The organism is Pseudomonas sp. SM4 (assembly GCF_051913165.1).
GTDB lineage: Bacteria > Pseudomonadota > Gammaproteobacteria > Pseudomonadales > Pseudomonadaceae > Aquipseudomonas.
This window is the reverse complement of record NZ_JBODOE010000024.1, coordinates 1-17,366: the sequence shown is the minus strand read 5'-3', so window position 1 is coordinate 17,366 and position 17,366 is coordinate 1. Positions and strand designations below refer to the sequence as shown.

Below are 17,366 nucleotides of genomic sequence, written 5' to 3'. Positions count from 1 at the left end.
CATCACGCCGAGCAAAGAGCACGGCATCGGTTTGTACAACGATGACGAGTTCTTCGCTGCGCTGACCGAAGGCAAGCGTCGTGACGGTGCGAACCTCTATCCGGCGATGCCGTACACCTCGTATCACCTGATGCCGCGTGCAGATTCGGACGCGATCCATGCGTACCTGAAAACCATCGAGCCGATCGAGCGTGCAGCCCCGGTCACCAGCCTGAGCTTTCCGTTCAACGTGCGCCCAGGCCTGATCGGCTGGAACATGATGTACGGCAAAGCGTTGAAGCTGGAGCCGGCCGAAGGCAAAAGTGACGCCTGGAAACGCGGCCAGTACATGGTCGAAGTCCTTGGCCACTGCGGCGAATGCCATACGCCACGCGGCCTGCCGGGCGCGATGCAGTTGGACAAGCGCCTGACCGGCGGCATCCTCAATGGTTATCTGGCGCCGAGCTTGTTGGCCACCGATCTGGCCGCTCGCGGCTGGAACGAGCAGGATCTGGGCACGTTCCTCAAGCACGGTATGAGTGCGCAGGGGACGATGTTCAACGAGATGTTCCCGGTGTTCCACAACAGCACGCAAGGCCTGAGCGACACCGATCTGGCGGCGATGGCGACGTTCCTGCTCGGCGACAAACCGCCAGCGGCGAAAACGCTGGTTGAAGTGCCCGTGGACAAACTCAGTGCCAGTGCCCGGCGCGGCCAGCAGGAATACCTGAACGTCTGCGCCGGTTGCCATGCGGTCGGTGGCGAAGGCAAACCGCACATCGCGGTGGCCATGCGCGGCAATACCACGTTGCGCCTGGAAGACCCACGCAACCTGTTGCGCGTGATCGAAGATGGTATCGGCGAGCAGAAGTTCTCCGGGTTCGAACACATGCAGCCGATGCCGGGTTTCGCCGACAAGCTCAGTCCTGAACAGCTGACCGATCTGCTCAACTACCTGCGTCAAGGGTGGGGAGGGCAGTCCGCCGAGCTGGCAGTCAGCGAGGTGCAGAAGCTGCAAGCCGACGCACCGTCCATCGAGCACAAGGCCCACTGACATGCAGCATCTCGATCTACAAGTGGTGCGCCGGGCGCTGGAGTGGTCGGTGGCGGGGCAGCGCATCTGGCTCTGCACCGTGCTGACCACTTACGGCTCGGCACCGCGTGCGCCAGGTTCGCTGCTGGCGGTGAACGATGGCGGGCAGTGGATCGGGTCGCTGTCGGGTGGTTGCGTCGAGGAAGACTTCCTTGAGCGTGTTGCCGACGGTGCGTTTCTCGATGCGGTCAACGTCGTGCGCTACGGCGAGGGCGACGACCCGCGTTCGCGGGTCAGCCTGCCCTGTGGCGGCATTCTCGATGTGCTGGTTGAGAAATTTGACGCCGACTGCGAGGTGCAGGCGCATCTGCGTGAACTGGAGTCGGCGTTGCTGGGGCAGCGTCGCTTGATTCGCGAGGTCGATCTGGCCGGTGGTGCGCGTAGCCTGTTCGCTGATCGCGAGCAGGGTGCGCGGATCGAGCGCGAGATCGATCGTGTGCGGATTCGTATTGGCGCGGCGCAGCGCTTGTTGCTCGCTGGCTATTCCAGCGTGGCGCAGGCGTGTGCCGAGTTCGCCGTTGGCCTCGGGTTTGAAGTGATTCTTTGTGATCCGCGCGATGAAGTGCTCGAAGGTGTGGTGCTGGATGGCGTGGAGATTCGCCGGCAATTGCCTTCGGTGTTTATCGCCGATGGCGGCTGCCACCGTGATACGGCGGTTGTCGCGTTGACCCATGATCCGCGCATCGACGATCTGGCGATGATGGAAGCGGTGCGCACCGAAGCGTTCTACATTGGCGTGATGGGCTCGCAGCAGACGTCGCAAAAGCGCTTTGAGCGGTTGCGTCGAATCGGTGGGCTGGGGGAGGCGGAGTTGGCGCGGATTCATGCGCCGATTGGTCTTAACCTCGGCAGCAAGACGCCGGCGGAGATTGCCTTGGCGGTGCTGGCGGATATTCTGCGGATTCGCAGCGGCATTGCCCGCGACCAGCTCTGATTAAGTCATAGACGCATTTGTGGCGAGGGGATTTATCCCCGATGGACTGCGTAGCAGTCCCATTTTTTGGGGCCGCTGCGCGACCCATCGGGGATAAATCCCCTCACCACAGGGTTTCCATAGCTCGAATTTAAAAGCCGTACTTATCCCGCAACCCGTAATACCAAGCCCCCAGCGCCGCAAACGGCGTGCGCAACATCTGCCCGCCCGGGAACGGGTAATGCGGCAAATCCGCAAACGCATCAAAACGCTCAGCCTGCCCACGCAACGCCTCCGCCAGCACCTTGCCCGCCAAATGCGTATACGTCACGCCATGGCCGCTGCAGCCCTGCGAGTAATAAATGTTGTCGCCCAAACGCCCCACTTGCGGCAAGCGCGACAGAGTCAGCAGGAAATTGCCCGTCCAGGCGTAATCAATCTTCACATCCTTGAGCTGCGGGAACGCCTTGAGCATTTTCGGGCGGATGATCGCCTCGATATTCGCCGGATCGCGCGCGCCATATACCACGCCGCCGCCAAAGATCAGGCGTTTGTCGCCGGTCAGGCGGTAATAGTCGAGCAGGTAATTACAGTCTTCTACGCAATAGTCCTGGGGCAGCAGTGTTTTCGCCAATTCGTCACCCAGCGGCTCGGTGGTGATCACCTGTGTGCCACAGGGCATCGATTTGGCCGCCAGTTCCGGCACCAGATTGCCGAGGTAGGCGTTGCCGGCGACGATAATGAATTTCGCGCGCACCCGGCCTTGTGGCGTGTGCACCACCGGGTTGGCTCCGCGCTCGATGCGCACGGCAGGCGATTGTTCATAGATAGTGCCGCCAAGCGACTCAACCGCAGCTGCTTCACCGAGCGCCAGGTTCAGCGGATGAATATGGCCACCGCTCATGTCGAGCATGCCGCCAATATATTGATCACACGCGACCACTTCGCGAATGCGCTGCTGATCGAGCAATTCCAGTTGTGTATGGCCGAAGCGCTCCCAGAGGCGCTTCTGCGATTCCAGATGCCCCATTTGCTTGGCAGTGAGGGCCGCAAACACGCCGCCATCCTTCAAGTCGCACTGTATGTTGTATTTCGCCACGCGCTCGCGAATGATCCGGCCGCCTTCAAACGCCATCTGCCCGAGCAATTGCGCCTGCTTGGGGCCGACGCTGCGTTCGATCACGTCGATGTCGCGGCTATAGCTATTAACGATCTGTCCGCCATTACGCCCGGAGGCGCCGAAGCCGACCTTGGCCGCTTCCAGCACGGTCACGCGAAAACCGTTCTCCAGCAGGAACAGCGCAGAAGACAGTCCGGTATACCCGGCGCCGATCACGCAGACGTCCGTCTCCACATCACCCTGCAAGGCAGGACGTGGCGGTACGGCATTGGCCGACGCCGCATAATAAGACTCGGGGTAAGGAGTGTTCGCCATCCTGCAGCCTCTGTGTTTAATATATTTTACGAGTGCGGCGATCCTACCCGAGTTGAAAAACCTCCGCCAGCCACCGGAAATCCAATGCCGCCGGGCCGAAATTAAATATTTTGCATATTCATAGGGTTAGGTGAAAAAAAGGTGTTGACACCCCTCCGGAATTCCGTAGAATGCCGCCTCACAGCAGGCACGTAGCTCAGTTGGTTAGAGCACCACCTTGACATGGTGGGGGTCGTTGGTTCGAGTCCAATCGCGCCTACCAAACAAAATCCGCTCTGCTGGGCGGTCTAGAAGGGCTCACCGAAAGGTGGGCCCTTTTTTGTTGCCTGCGATTTCTTCAGAACGTTCACAAAATATAGGCTTCATTCACACTGGGCAATGTGAACGACCAAAGGAGCCGTCTCTCATGCGCAATCTTTCCTCTATATCCCAATCCTCTTCGTCATCTGTCTTCCATGCTTGAGCGACCGTTTTTCGAGCTACACTGTATGTAAGAACTGTGTAGGTAGCGCTACTCAAATGACAGACAACTTAATCAATGAGGTGGGATTTGAGCATGGCTTGCTCTAGCGTGAAGAGCTGGTGAAGCATAAATGCGACTCGTTATGCTCGGAGCTGGAGCTGCCTCGGCGGAACCTTCGGAGCGCACACAAAGAGCTGTCCGGGCTTATATCAATGTATCGACAGGCGTGCAAAGAGCTTGGCACGCTCAAGGTTGAATGTGAGCAGTTGCGTTGGCCGCAGAGCGATATATACCGGCGGGAGGGTGACAAGGAGGCGGGACAAATGGTGCGCCAGTAAGGTGGTCACACACCTTCTGAAAAAAGATTAAATGAACCAGACCAGTCGGCACGGGGCTTGCAGGGCAGTTCCGTTTTTCAGACGCATTTACGCACTGGTTTATCCACAGGTAGTACGTTGCAATCGCCACACGAAACGCAATATGCTGGGCGTAGCGGTGAAAAAAAACCTACATATTGGGTTTTGCCGCTAGCTACTGACCTCGAATGAGGTACTTAGGAAAGTCTGCGAGCGGTTGTGATCTAAGTTGTCGAGACCGATTCACAACCACCCGCACCAACCAAAGCTAAACAGTAGTGACTACGTTAGCCCTAGGGGGACTGCATTGAGCCAAACAATGACGTGATCGTCAACAGCTCTCTGCTGACCGGCAATCCTTGGGGGTGACAATTCTATCCTTTGCTACAAAGGTAAAATGTCATGCCTAGTAATTCAAAGCAGTCCTCCGCGAAGGTGGCCAAGCTGGCCTCTGAAACCCTCCGCGATCCTCACGCCTCTGCAATTGCCAAGAGCTTAGCAGCCTCCACGTTGGCTCAAACCAACACCGGAAAGCAGACTAGTGCCGAGATGGAGGCGAAAGCAGGTCGAGTGCTTCAGAGCGAGAAGTACAGCCAAGAGACAAAGACCCTTGCGGGTTCAGTTGTCTCCCAAGCCAACAAAGCGCGGGGGGAGTGAATCATGACCATTTTTGTAACCTTGACTGTGGACTTGAACGGTAACGTCCCTCAGGCAGCGAGAGCGAAGTTTTACGACTATCTTAAGGGTCAAAACTATGCAAAGCACAAGCTCACAACCTTGTGGACTGCATGGTTCAATCCCGGTAGTACGATAGACAGTGCTGTCAGTTATACGAAGGCGACCGTAGCGGCTGCGGCACGTGCTGCGGGAATCTTGAATTATGAGGCGTTGGTAATGCCGGGAGAGCAGCAACCGACAGAGTGGCGGCAGTAATAGTCTTGAAAGACTTTGTGTGATGCAAAAACCCCGCTTCGGCGGGGTTTTTGTATTGCGGTATCTGCTTCAGCTTGAGTGATGATGTCGATGCAGCTTTCTGTAGCTGTGTCGATCGCATCTGCATTCATATGAAGTCGTTCCAGTGCGGTGGTGATGTCGTTTGCGAGATGTGGCTGGTGGGGTGTTGCAGATTGATAGCGAAATGCCTTGATTCCCGGTATTGTCAGTCCTTGGCGTACTTGGCATCGAGGGAATGATGAGATTTTCTGAATACTTCAAACTTGGTCTTACACAGCCATATTTAGACTTTGTCGATATTCGCTTGGACACGGACGTGCCCGTTTTTTTGGAGCCGGGTGCAATAAAGTCATTAAGTAGTCCATGGGGGAATGAACTATCGTCACTCCTCCAGACTTTTTTTGAGGAAGTTTTGACTTTAATTCGTTCTGGGAATAATGATAAAGCACAACGACTGCTTTCGTCGCTTAATGAACGAAATGAGTTTCACTTGGGTTATTCAGCCAACGAGTCTCGCGGCCATGGGTTTGGTAGTGGATCGGCTAAGAGTGTTTGGGGTGCCCTCAGTCAAAGCGATGCTGTAAAGACTGGTCTGCTGAGAGACCTTGAAGACACTGCATTGCTAATTCCGGGTATAGGGACGGACATGATATCTGATGCGGTGTGCAATATTTTGCGTGGCCCGCTTATTAGGTATACTCAGGACATGTGTTCTTTTTACGGAGTTCCTTTAACTCCTGATGTAGATTCTGGCCCTATATGGAATGCGGAGAAGGGGCGGTGGGAAACGGCTCTAGTTCCATTGCCAATTACACCTTACGGAAAGGTAATTTTGGTTCCTAAACTTTTAGTTCGTCAGCGTCTTAGCTATAAGTTTGATGAGTATTATCGGCATTACTTGCTTCCTCAAATGCAGCAAGAGCATCTGAGCGCAAGATCGAGTCTGGTAGAGATTCTGAGTAACGGTAGGGAGCGAGTTACTAAAAAGGCTCTGATGGAAAAGTATGGGCGTGATAAGTTGGCTGCTGTAAGGGAGACTCAGTTGCGTCCAAGAGTTCTGGAAGAGTATAGGGAGTATAAAGAAAATAATGTTTCCTTACCGTTGTCTCATGAGCAACTTTCAGAGGTGGAGGGGGTAGAGCTTCCGGACTTGAAGACTCTAATGCTGGATATGAAGGGCTTGGCTCCGGGAAGAAATGATGCTGATGCTTACGAAAAAATTATTGAAAAAATCTTCTCGGTTATTTTCTATCCTTCCCTTTGTAATCCTAAGAAGCAAGCCGTTTTGCATCAAGGTCGAAAGCGGGTTGATATTACTTATAGCAATGAAGCAAAGACTGGATTTTTCGCATGGCTGTCTCTCCATTACTGCGCTCCATTGATATTTATTGAATGCAAAAATTACGGAAAGGAGATCGGTAATCCTGAAATTGATCAGCTGTCTTCTAGGTTTGGGCCAAGTAGGGGGCAGGTTGGTATTCTAGTATGTCGGTCTATTGAGGATAGGGCTCTTTTGTTGGAGAGATGCAAAGATACTGCCAAGGATAGAAGGGGGTATATGCTTGTTTTGGAGGATAAGGATGTCGAAGAGTTGGTGAGAATTTATAATGAAGAACGGGATAATATTTTTGAAGGCTTGAGACAGCAATGGAGTAATTTAATTAATTGATTCGCGTGCTGTCCTCAGGTTGTATGCGGGAGAGCTGATGCTGAGTTGAATTATTTTGGCTGTAACCTTGTAAGTGTAAGTGTTTGGGGTGAGTGATGGACTAAATATAGGTGTGGAGAAGTTATGACTTCAGAAGATAAATACTTGTACCGTATTATGAGGTTTGATCACGCTGTGCAGGTTTTAAAGGGGGCGCTTTATTTTTCGCATCCCTCTCAGTGGGAGGACCCTTATGAAACACATGTGAAACATAGTTATGATCATGCAATATTTGCTCAGTGCTGGACAACGGCTAGTATGTCGGATGCAATGTGGAGAATATACTCGCCAAATTTTCTTGGTGTTCGCCTTCGCACTAAAGTGGGAAAGCTAAATCAGGTTATGCAGGGTTATACTGCAAAAAACAAGAGCTTCAAGAGGCGGTTGGAGAGGGTGAAGTACCTTGATCAATCGGGCTATAAGAAAGAGACTGCGGCAATCGAGGCTCTTATCGCTGACAAAGACTTCTGTAGCCCTTCTTTAGGCGCTGATCTGTTGTGTATCAAAAGGTCAGCGTTCGAACATGAAAGCGAATTTAGAGCAATACTGTTCAATTCGAATTTTGAGAGAAAGGAAAGTGGTACGCGGAAAGGAATTGTAGTTAATTTCGACGGCGTCGATTTGATTGACTCCGTCTTGTTCGATCCTAGGGCTCCGAATGAACTCTGTCACGCTATGCGACATTATATACAGGATGTCTTAGGGTTTTCAGGTGCTGTTAGTAAATCGAAGCTCTATACCGTCAAGTCTCGTTGATGTAAACGGATGGCCTGTGACTAGGTGGGAAAATATTTGAATAGCAATGAAGGTATGTGCGATGATTTGCCTTGGTAGCCGCCCCGGCGTCACGGCCGTATGGCGGTTTTGAGGGTCTATTTAGATTTTTGCTTAGCAAGGCATCAGTTCAAATTATACCTGTGCTTGGGTCATTCCTGCGATTTCAGACGCTGCAATGATGAGGTGGTGTCGGTTGCTTTTGGCCTACCCAGCTTATTACCCTCAGCCTTAGCTAAAATCGGTCTTGTTAAGTGCGCTTCGTCAGTAGATAGTGCTCTAACGCAGCTATCGCCCTCCCCATAAAACCTGCATAGTCATCTTATCTGCTTTGGTAGGGTCTGTACCGCTGAGGGTGACGAATGCCACTTTCCTGTTCGGTGTCTCTTTTTCTTTGGCCATATTGGGTTTTCAGCTATAGCGCGTTATAGTGGCTATGTGCCTACGGGTGCCAATGGGTGCTTATTGGTATCGCTATGCGGGAAAGGAGTTCATGCAAGCTGCTGCGTTTATGGAAGAATAATCAGTAATCAGTTTTCTATAAACATCGTTATCTTGTTTAAAGTCTTCCTCGTAAAGCCCGGTTAGTTTCCTAGTGTCGAATGGTAACTGATTTTTATTTATTGAGGTGGTAATGGTATGCAAGGTAACATCATCGTTCCACTGGAATTAACATTTGACTCTGGTGAAAGTAAATTTCATGGTCTGAATCTTTACTACGGAGCAGACGCTATAGGTGGTCTTGCGGAGGCAGTGGCCTTAACAACTCATGCGATTGTTAATGATAATATAGTGAAGCAAACGCCCTCTGTTAAAGGGTTTAGTCTAAATTTTAAAAATTCTTTTGTTGGTTCGTTTAGGCAGAAGATTGAGTTGGAATTCAATGGCGAGGAGTCTATTAGAGTAATTAAGTATATTGGTATGGATGCATATATCGAGTTGCTTAGGCTTCATCTGCGGATTCCGGTGGGTGGTAGTACCAAGCTTGAGTTTCGAAAGGCGAATCAGTGGTACAGGCAAATGAAGCATTCGGATGAGTTATTAGAGCGATTAAAAAGACCGCTGGAAAGAATTCATCATCCTGTAACGGGGCAGGGTTATAAAGTTACTCTGAGTAAAGCAAGGACTCCGCTATTATCTTTTGATAAAAATACCGGCAACTATCTTTTTGCTGAAACTAAGAGCCCTCATAAGAAAACTATTGAAGTTGCGGTTAGTCGTTTCAATGCAAGAAGAGGAACCGGGAGGTTTATTGAAGAGGAAGATTCCGAGTCTATAAGCTTTTCCCCAAAAAGCATTAAGTTGATGCCGAGGTCTAAAAAAATGCTTTGGCGGATAGTTTGAAACGATTGGCCAATGATGACCTTTATAAGGTAAAAGCGATTGTTACTGAGGTGCTTGCATTTGATGGTCGTGTAAAACACTACATTCTTCACTCCGTCGATGCGTAAGTATAGTCCTGTTGTGCTGGCCGTCGCCTTTCTATCTGTAGTTTGGGGTGTCTACTATTATGCCTTCGGTGGTGAGCTATCGTCGGAGCAGGGGGTTTGGGGGACTTTTGGCGATTACACCGGAGGTATACTAAACCCTCTGTTGAACTTTATTACTATTTATCTTTTGATAAAGAGTTTTAGCTCTCAAGAAAAGGCTCTGGAGCAGGCGATAGATCAGGCTGAGCAGGCGAAATCGGACTTGGCCGAGGCACGCTATAATGAAAGGCTTAGAGCGTTTGAGGGGTCTCTATTTAATTTTGCTGAAATGGCTTTGGCTGAATATCGGAGCTTAAAGCTCAAAGTGGGTGCGGGGAAAGAGGATTTTATCGAGGCGGGTGAGTCGGTAGCATTTATTCAGCGGGCAATTACACAAAGAGAGAGGTCCTTTGAGGAAGCGTGCAAGTTAATTAATGAGTTAGATGAACGGTCTCATGAATCTTTATATTCAGTCGTTAAGGCATTTTGTGCTCTATTCAAAATTGTGAAAGATTTGTGTCCAGAGAAGGAGCATTCTAGGTACGTTGATATGATTACTATAATGCTTCCGGTAAAGGTTCATCATTTGCTTGGGATGGCTGAGGCTTACTCCGAGTGGGCTATTTTAAGTTACCCTCGTGAACTTGGGTTCTTTGAAAAAGAGTCTATCAAAAATATGGTTGCTCAGTTTCGCTCTGTGTTGAGATGACTCTATTTAGTGTGCTTTCGCATGAGTCATTTTGTCGCTGAAAAGTGAGAGTACACTATAAGCTAGGTTCAAGAAGGATGTTGCAGTAGAGGTTACAATCAGGTCGTCGCTGTTTCTTCTTGATTTTGTACTCGGTGGCGACACCGCCAACCGCCAACCGCCACCATGCCATGATTTCAAGGATTTCTTTTGTGATATTGCCGCTTCCCTCCATTCCGGAGTTGGCAATCAGCGTTCAAGCGCATAGTAGACTTCAGTGTAAATCCGTAGATGTTGTTTGAATATTAGTCGCCAGCGTTCGACATGATTCAGAAATCAGACCCGGTTGGGTGGCTTGTAATAATAAAATCCTGTAACGATGGTCGACGTGTGACCTGAGAGTTCGCAGGATCACGTACAGGCTGTTTTATCTTGATACTAGTGTCAATACTAAATTGGCGTGTACTGTTACTCAGAAGTTATTGCAAGAAATCAGAATACGAATTCATGATAAGTGGCGTCAACTTCAGCTTGAGTGATGCCGATGTATGCCATGGTGACAGCGGGACTGGAATGGTTCAGTACCTTGCAAATCTTTTCAATGGACACTCCACCGTTGTACATCAACCAGCCACGAGTTTTACGCATGGAGTGCGTGCCTAGCTGAATGCTCATTTCATCACCTACAGCTTTGAATGCAGTTGCAACCGCAATACGGCTTACAGGTTTGTTCTTCGCCCGGTTACTATCCACCTGAAACAAGAAGGTGTGATCCGGCTGTGCTTTCCTGCGACGTTCTATGATCGCCTTGGCTGAAGTATTGAGGTCGATGCACCGGGTCTTGCTGGTTTTGCTCTCCTTGATCACCAGCTTGTTACAGGTGACATCCTCAAAGGTGAGTCTCAGCAGATCACTGATACGGAGTGCGGTGTTGACACCGAAACGCCAGATGTCAGCGTACAGAGTATTGCCCCTCGCATTGAGTGTCAGCTTGCGAGAAATAATCTCAGCTTCGCCTTCTGTTTTGACAGCCTCTACGATGTTCATCCTAATTAACACTCCACGTGATCTAGTTTTAATGTGTTAATTAGAGCACGTCCAGCTGGATGAAGTCTAGCGTTTTCAAGGGCTTGCTAATTTACACAATGCTATTCTGTTAATTAGAGATAGTCTTTGATCATACTTGACGTAGGTGGTTGATAGCGGTGGTGATGGCAGATGCGTTCCTGTCGATGGTTTCCAGTGCTGCAATCACGTTGCCATGCGTCACGGAGGAACCTGTTGACCTTGCCCATACAGCTATTTCTTCAATCGCAGCAGCGAGAGCGTGTTGGTTGTGCAGTAACAAAGTTAACGCATCAGCGGCGGCGATGTTGGCGTTGTTGTCTAGCATGGGTGTCTTCCTTGATAGTGATGTAAGGATCGTAGCCCAGCTTGTGGGTGATGGCGTGTAGTGGCATCTGTGGTGAGATCGACATACCAGTCATGGTTAACGCCAACACCCTGTAGCGGTAAGCACAGTAGGTTTGTGATGGGCGATCATCTAGAGCTGGCTTTGACGTCGTGACTGGAGTGGTTTTGTTTGGCTTTCAACTGTATTACTTTCACCTTGTGTGGAAATTGGAGAGGAAGCCAACGGCGTTTAACCTGAATTGACTGGAACCCAGGTGTAATCAATGCTGTGGGACATTACCGCATACATATCAGACTGTTGTGACTGCTTGTCACTCCTGATACTGGTTCTGATAACTATCCTGTTTCCCTGATGATTATTCAAAATTATTTCTGTGTGTTCTCACACAGGAGATTGCTGACATGTTCTGATTGTCAATCAGAAAAAGACTAGAAAGCTGGTAGCTCTCATATACAGAACATGTCCGCAAGGTGAGCGCTAGCGAGCTGCTTTTTAAAGATGGAAGCGAAAGCCCATCACGCTTTTGGCTCTCTTCCAGTGTTTACACTGAGTAGATGCTTCCTGTCATGAATGACAGAATAGTATTCTCTAAGACCATACTCTTTGTTTTGAGGGAGCTTGTCCCTCTCTTCTTTTTACGTATCGCACTAACACCTTGCCTCCGGTAACCGGAGAATACACCTTTCAAAGCTTACGCTTTTAACCCATGCTATTTCGCCGCTTCGCTGGCTCTTTAGTATGGTGGGAAAAGCCAGCGATTTTCGCTGAGGGTGTCAAGCAAAGCTGCCCTCAACGTCTTTCAGCCAGCCTTGAGACTCAACGTAGTCTAGGAACGGGTTAGCGCGGGTCGGCTCAGGGTAATACTCCGACGCCTCATCAACATGCCAGTCACCATTAGCACTGGTCATTGGGGTGTCGGGTGTTCTATCAAGCAAGTCTGTTAGGACAAGTGAACGTTCCAGCAATCTAGCCAGCGGTTCCATTCCGTAACCTTGGATTGCCAGCTTCAGCAGGTGGCGTTTCGCGGCGTAGTGTTGCTTGCGTTGGGCAAGGTCGACCTCTTCACTGTCTTCTCTCCAGCGTGTGGAGTGACAATCCATATACCGATTCGTATGTTCTTCGATCCTCACCGCTATGTCTTCGGCAGCGGCTTCAAGAAACTCACGACCAGCAGTGGGCGCCCCCTCATCAATCCAGTCAGGTGTGAACAGTACATTGCAGTCATCCTGTGTCGCGCGGAAGCGAACCTTCTGTTTCACATACTTGAGGTCGTTCTGGTCGTAGCTGCTGATGTACTTGCCATTTTTGGTGTCCCACGTCGATCCGTATTCCTCATGCATGATGTCGCGCAGTTCGTAATCACGAATACCATGCTGCCTTTTCGCCAGCGGATACACGCGCTCTACAGATTTGGCAAGCGGTGTGTTGATCGGCGTAACCTTCTGGATTCCTTTTGTCAGACACTTGATTTTATAGTCTGTCAGGCCGGTTATCAGCTCGATCTTCTTGTAGGACATTCCTTCTTGGCGTAGGGCGATAGCTTGTTGTTCTTTGTGCGTATTGCTCATGGTAATTCTCCTTTGTTAGTTCAATTCATAGGCAATTCCTTTCGGTAGCTGCCGGTTGGTTTTGGTAAATTTAAGACTTTAAAACCGCTTGCAGTTCTCGCCTCCATCTAATGGAAGCATTCTATAAAAGTGGCGTCAAGCATCTTTGACTTCTCTAAATAAAAATAGTTTTCTAAAGAAATAGGTTCTGTAAATGAAGTGGGCTGCACCCGCATCAGGAATTGATGGCGAGCAAAAGCTCCGTACAACGCTCGTTACGTTGTCGGAGCCATAGCACGGATTCTCATTGGGAAACGGCCTGTAATCGCGTTATACGACTTTCTGGTAGGTGTCGCTGTGTTAGTCAGGCACCACCAGAACGCCGAAGGTGGCTGCTACCTCCTTCTCAATTTCAGAAAGCAGTTTGGCACGTTTATCTTCTTCTTTCTTTTTCTCTTTCGCTTCTGCTGCTATAAGCAATTGAGCAGTGAGCAACTGCTTATAGTTCCCACGCTCGCTTTCAAGCCAAGCAACGTATTCAAGCTTCACTTCATCATCAAGCGCTTGGCGCTCACTGATCTTAATTGAGTCAGGCTTTTCCATACGGCAACTGTAACTACCAGGAGCAGTTGACACCGGGTATTTCAGACATAGCGTGTAACCTTTAGTATGGTGATCAATTACATTGCTGAGGAACTGAGTTGGGATTTCACCACGTACGAGCACGGTACATTCATCAGTTTGATCATAAACATTATACCGAGCTTCTTTACGCCGCTTCAAAATCTGTTCATCAAACTTTGGTGGCACACCCTTGATGGTTATTTTATCAGTCATTTAATTTTCCTTTTGTGGATAAGTGCGATCATCGTTTGTACGATGGTTTGTTTGTGTTCTTCATCACTCAGTTTAGTGATGGTGTTGTTAACGGTGTTGATTGTATTTGAATCACCTGCAACGCTATCAGCGCTCTGTACTCGTGCCACCCGTTCCAGATATTGTTTTGTTTGTTGTTGCATTGCACGTCGTCGTTCAAATGCCCTTGTGATTCCTCTGTTGACGTACTCCAAACTACTGCAGCTCATTTGAATTCTCCTGAGCTTCATGTGGTGCTGATAATCCGTGCTCTGTGGTAAGATGATCAATGATGTCAGTCGCTCTCCGTGCTTCAACCTTGTCACCCGCTGCAATGGCTGATTGTTTCAAGTGAATGAAGTGAACCATTTGTTTGACGGCAAGCAAACGATCCAGATCGAAAGTTGTTTCGATAATCAATTGTTTATTCCTTTGGTTGTTTGTGTGAAAGACACCTGTGACAAGGTGCTTTTGGCGTTTTAGATGCCCGGTTTACAAAGGCTGTATACGTGCAATACGCCGTACCCTGTAGGGTAGTCAGGAGTATGCATATTTAATCGGTTTGGGCCAATGAAATGGCTTAGTGTTGGTGCTTTGAATCTGTCAGTGATTGCAAGAAACTTGGGCTGACATTCGCGAGGTCACTCACATTTACTAACACACCATTGCGACGAGCTTTAGTTGCCAATTTATAGTACTTATCAAGCACTGTGGTTGATGCGGAATGAAACACATGATCTCGATCAGGTATTGGTGTATGAGATGTTGTGATTGCTTTAAGAATTAACTGGGATGGTTTATGAGTTACTAGGTAATTCATGATTCGATTCCTTATATGATGATCCTCTTACTCCGGTGAAAAGTATTTTGGGATTGGATGGTGTTTAGATGTTTGTTGTTTGCTTCTTTGCATCTGCTTTGCGGATGTTATTTGTCACTGTAGTGATCAAAACTTGGAGGCAGTGTTGATGGTTGGTGTGACCAGCCCTGTGCATTAGCTCTTCAAGTTGGTATACAGCTCGTTCATTAAGAAATATTTTCATTGCGAGCACTCCATATTTTGGATCAGGCGATCATGGATATAGCTGTTGATTGATACGCCCGCAGCATTAGCAGCTTTAGTGAAGAATGAATGGCTGGTAAGACTGAGCATTACTGACACTGGCAACATAGTAATTCTCGATTGTCTCCAGATTTTGTTCCTGCATTTGCTTGAACAGGTTACAGCATGTGCCCGTTTGTTGATTAATTGGATATTGCACGCACGGCAATGGGTGATATGCATAAGGATGCTACCTCGATAGTTTGTAAATGTCAGAAAGTGTCTGGTTCAGGCATAAAAAAACCCATGCCGGTGAAGGTTATGGGTCTGAGAATTTAGTAGTGGAGGAACAGCTATCTACTCACGAATTAAATAAGGAGGCAGAAATTCATAAGAGATCGCAGTGTATGGCTTTACACTGGAAAGACAGCGTAACTGTCTCAACTCCACTATAAGAACATTTTAGCACGAATAATTCTCATTTGTCAATAGAGTCCGCACTAATGTTGACACTTACGTTAACTATTTTTCTAAGTGAAAGTTTAGGTGTCGGATTGCTTCGGCCATTGCTTTGATAGGGGTGCGGATACCGTAAACACCGAAGGTGACGGCAGAGTCGTTGTGACCAGCTATACGCTTGATCAAGAAGTCTTGTATTCCAGCATTCCGTAGGTCATCGATCATTGTGTGACGGAAACTGTGAATGGTTTTCTTTGGGGCGGTGGCTCAGCATACTGCCTTGGAGCTGACGAACCATTTGGAAGGAGAGAGGCAGCCAACTCCTAACTCATCATGGCTGCCCCCGTTGTTTGATCAGTCGATCAGGTGCAGTACGTCCCTGACATTTAAGTGGGAGTACCGCGCTACGGATCGTGTATCTCTGTGCCCTGACACAATCATGATCTGAGCGTTGTTGAATCCCTTCTTGGCCACGTTGGTAATTCTGGTGTGCCTGAGTTGATGCAGTCTAACGCTACTATCCAGTCCAGCCTTAACACGTGCCAGACGCACGGCCTGAGAGACGGCATGCGGAGTGACTGTGAAGATTAGGTTGTTCGGGTGACGTTCTACAGTAGCCCACAATTGGGCGAGTTCAAGAATCTCTACCGCACGGTGGGTGAGGGGAACTGACCGTGTGCCGTTCTTTCCATCGATCACATCGGCAATGCGTTCTTTGAGGTGCAGACAGTCTTTGGTCAGCTTCAGAATTTCGGATCGCCGCATGGCAGTCTCATATGCCAGTTCGACAATGGGTTTCATGATGGGTGACAGCTTTGCCATTAACCGCTCAAGCTCGCTTGCACTAATCACTTTGTCGGAAGAACGATCAGGCTTTGGAAGTGCGATATCACTGACAGGGTTGTGAATGTCAATCAGTAGGCCGCGTTTAGCGAACCTGTAGAAGCGGGACATGAATGCGAGTTGTGTCCTGCACGTCGACGGCTTCACCTTCTTCAATCGCATAATCTTGAAGTCATTGATCATTTGCGGCGTGATTTCGTGAATGGGCTGGTAGAAATGCCTGCCCAGATGCTCCACGATTTTAAGTGCGTGGTCGTAGCTGCCTTTCCCTTTGAGCATGGTTTCGCAGTAGGTCATGCCCAGCGTATATATATTGTGATGCTTGCGTTCCACCGTCACGGCTTCGAGATGGTTCGCCCATGACTCAGCTTCTGCCTTGGTGCTGAAGGTTTTCGACTGGGGAGATTTGCCTTGAATCCGTACCTGAGCATTCCAGTTGCCGGACGGAAGTAAGCGGAAAGTGGCCATTTTTGACGCCTCATGATGTGAATGGGCGTTCTGTGAAATCCAAGAGCAGCAAGGCTTGCAGCTTGCGCAAGCAGACATTGACATGGTGGGGGTCGTTGGTTCGAGTCCAATCGCGCCTACCAAACAAAATCCGCTCTGCTGGGCGGTCTAGAAGGGCTCACCGAAAGGTGGGCCCTTTTTTGTTGTCTGTGTCCCGTCCTGAATAAGGTTTACACCTTCTGACCCATTCTCAGGAGGACGTAATGAACACGGGAAAAAGGCGCAGCCAGCGTGATTACACGCTGACCTTTAAATTGTCGGTCGTCGATCAGGTCGAAAAAGGCGAGTTGAGTTATAAAGAGGCTCAAGAGCGCTATGGCATTCAGGGTAAAACGACTGTGCTGAACTGGTTACGCAGGCATGGTCGGCAGGACTGGAGTCAAGGCGCGTCCATTCGCTCCAAGAGACCCCGTTCCATGGATGAGCCCGATAAACCGCTGACACCCGAACAGCAAATCAAAGAGCTTGAAGAAAAGCTTGCCCAAGCCAACCAGAAAGCTCAGTTTTTCGAAGCCGTCGTTGATGTTTTGAAGAACGACTTCGGTGTTTCTGTCGTAAAAAAGCGATCCGGCAAGTCCTCTCCCAAGGGCAGATCCAAGACCTGAGCATTAGTCGGGCTTGCCAGTTCATAGGGATTTCCCGTCAGGCTTATTACAAGCGCAACCGGGCATGTGATGCCCGGGCCCGTCATGCCCAGGAAGTGATGGGGTTCGTGAGGGAGAAGCGACTTAGGCAACCGCGCCTTGGCACCCGAAAACTTCACAATCTAATGCGCACTGAGCCAGAAGTTTCCGTAAAGGTTGGTCGAGACCGTTTATTCGATATCTTGCGAGATCGGCGCGAACTGGTTCCCCGCAGACGGGCCTA

General features: G+C 49.4%; 16 protein-coding genes, 1 tRNA gene and 2 pseudogenes. 10 read left to right on the top strand and 9 right to left on the bottom strand.

Annotation, left to right across the window (positions count from 1 at the left end):
• Both ACQ4MY_RS28870 and ACQ4MY_RS28865 read left to right on the top strand, forming a co-directional pair.
• The coding region (locus tag ACQ4MY_RS28870) for a c-type cytochrome (protein WP_440097269.1) at nucleotides 1–1,033 on the top strand (1,033 nt) is incomplete at its 5' end.
• Nucleotide 1,034: 1 nt separating this feature from the next.
• Nucleotides 1,035–2,006, top strand: a complete 972-nt coding sequence (locus ACQ4MY_RS28865) for an XdhC family protein (RefSeq protein ID WP_440097268.1) — start codon at nucleotides 1,035–1,037, stop codon at nucleotides 2,004–2,006.
• A gap of 130 nt (nucleotides 2,007–2,136) precedes the next feature.
• Here the strand turns inward: ACQ4MY_RS28865 and ACQ4MY_RS28860 are convergent, their stop codons facing one another.
• Entirely contained in the window at nucleotides 2,137–3,420 is a 1,284-nt protein-coding gene (locus ACQ4MY_RS28860) for an NAD(P)/FAD-dependent oxidoreductase (RefSeq protein ID WP_440097267.1), read from the bottom strand.
• Between the two features lie 185 nt (nucleotides 3,421–3,605).
• On the opposite strand from ACQ4MY_RS28860, the gene ACQ4MY_RS28855 reads away from it, so the two are divergent.
• From ACQ4MY_RS28855 to ACQ4MY_RS28825, 7 genes are all read left to right on the top strand, one after another.
• Nucleotides 3,606–3,682: transfer RNA gene (locus ACQ4MY_RS28855), tRNA-Val, on the top strand.
• 959 nt (nucleotides 3,683–4,641) lie between these two features.
• Entirely contained in the window at nucleotides 4,642–4,896 is a 255-nt protein-coding gene (locus ACQ4MY_RS28850) for a hypothetical protein (protein WP_440097266.1), read from the top strand.
• 3 nt (nucleotides 4,897–4,899) lie between these two features.
• Nucleotides 4,900–5,172 carry a hypothetical protein gene (locus ACQ4MY_RS28845; RefSeq protein ID WP_440097265.1) on the top strand — a complete coding sequence of 91 codons (273 nt, stop codon included), beginning with the start codon at nucleotides 4,900–4,902 and terminating at the stop codon, nucleotides 5,170–5,172.
• A 259-nt stretch (nucleotides 5,173–5,431) separates the two neighbouring features.
• On the top strand, nucleotides 5,432–6,862 hold the full coding sequence (locus ACQ4MY_RS28840) for a hypothetical protein (RefSeq protein ID WP_440097264.1): 1,431 nt from the start codon (nucleotides 5,432–5,434) through the stop codon (nucleotides 6,860–6,862).
• A gap of 123 nt (nucleotides 6,863–6,985) precedes the next feature.
• Nucleotides 6,986–7,657 carry a DUF2971 domain-containing protein gene (locus ACQ4MY_RS28835; protein WP_440097263.1) on the top strand — a complete coding sequence of 224 codons (672 nt, stop codon included), beginning with the start codon at nucleotides 6,986–6,988 and terminating at the stop codon, nucleotides 7,655–7,657.
• A 657-nt stretch (nucleotides 7,658–8,314) separates the two neighbouring features.
• Entirely contained in the window at nucleotides 8,315–9,019 is a 705-nt protein-coding gene (locus ACQ4MY_RS28830; protein WP_440097262.1) for a hypothetical protein, read from the top strand.
• Between the two features lie 120 nt (nucleotides 9,020–9,139).
• Nucleotides 9,140–9,853, top strand: coding sequence for a hypothetical protein (locus tag ACQ4MY_RS28825; RefSeq protein ID WP_440097261.1), 714 nt, complete (start codon nucleotides 9,140–9,142; stop codon nucleotides 9,851–9,853).
• 471 nt (nucleotides 9,854–10,324) lie between these two features.
• Here the strand turns inward: ACQ4MY_RS28825 and ACQ4MY_RS28820 are convergent, their stop codons facing one another.
• From ACQ4MY_RS28820 to ACQ4MY_RS28785, 8 genes and pseudogenes are all read right to left on the bottom strand, one after another.
• Nucleotides 10,325–10,879 (bottom strand): tyrosine-type recombinase/integrase, encoded by a 555-nt coding sequence (locus ACQ4MY_RS28820; protein ID WP_440097260.1) that lies wholly within the window; start codon nucleotides 10,877–10,879, stop codon nucleotides 10,325–10,327.
• 130 nt (nucleotides 10,880–11,009) lie between these two features.
• Complete coding sequence (locus tag ACQ4MY_RS28815; RefSeq protein ID WP_440097259.1) at nucleotides 11,010–11,225, bottom strand: hypothetical protein; 216 nt, start codon at nucleotides 11,223–11,225, stop codon at nucleotides 11,010–11,012.
• Between the two features lie 794 nt (nucleotides 11,226–12,019).
• A complete protein-coding gene (locus ACQ4MY_RS28810) occupies nucleotides 12,020–12,814 on the bottom strand; it encodes a hypothetical protein (protein WP_440097258.1) in 795 nt (264 codons plus the stop codon).
• A gap of 339 nt (nucleotides 12,815–13,153) precedes the next feature.
• A complete protein-coding gene (locus ACQ4MY_RS28805; RefSeq protein ID WP_440097257.1) occupies nucleotides 13,154–13,630 on the bottom strand; it encodes a hypothetical protein in 477 nt (158 codons plus the stop codon).
• Nucleotides 13,627–13,878: a hypothetical protein gene (locus ACQ4MY_RS28800; RefSeq protein ID WP_440097256.1), complete on the bottom strand. Its 252-nt coding sequence runs from the start codon at nucleotides 13,876–13,878 to the stop codon at nucleotides 13,627–13,629. The genes ACQ4MY_RS28805 and ACQ4MY_RS28800 overlap by 4 nt, the downstream gene beginning before the upstream one ends.
• The gene (locus ACQ4MY_RS28795) at nucleotides 13,865–14,068 is read right to left on the bottom strand and encodes a hypothetical protein (RefSeq protein ID WP_440097255.1); all 204 of its coding nucleotides are present in this window, start codon (nucleotides 14,066–14,068) and stop codon (nucleotides 13,865–13,867) included. The genes ACQ4MY_RS28800 and ACQ4MY_RS28795 overlap by 14 nt, the downstream gene beginning before the upstream one ends.
• 1,144 nt (nucleotides 14,069–15,212) lie before the next feature.
• Nucleotides 15,213–15,458, bottom strand: a pseudogene (locus tag ACQ4MY_RS28790) (site-specific integrase); the annotation flags it as partial.
• Between the two features lie 45 nt (nucleotides 15,459–15,503).
• Nucleotides 15,504–16,460 carry a tyrosine-type recombinase/integrase gene (locus tag ACQ4MY_RS28785; RefSeq protein WP_440097253.1) on the bottom strand — a complete coding sequence of 319 codons (957 nt, stop codon included), beginning with the start codon at nucleotides 16,458–16,460 and terminating at the stop codon, nucleotides 15,504–15,506.
• A 242-nt stretch (nucleotides 16,461–16,702) separates the two neighbouring features.
• Between ACQ4MY_RS28785 and ACQ4MY_RS28780 the strand changes: the two are divergent.
• Nucleotides 16,703–17,366: pseudogene (locus ACQ4MY_RS28780) on the top strand (IS3 family transposase); the annotation flags it as partial.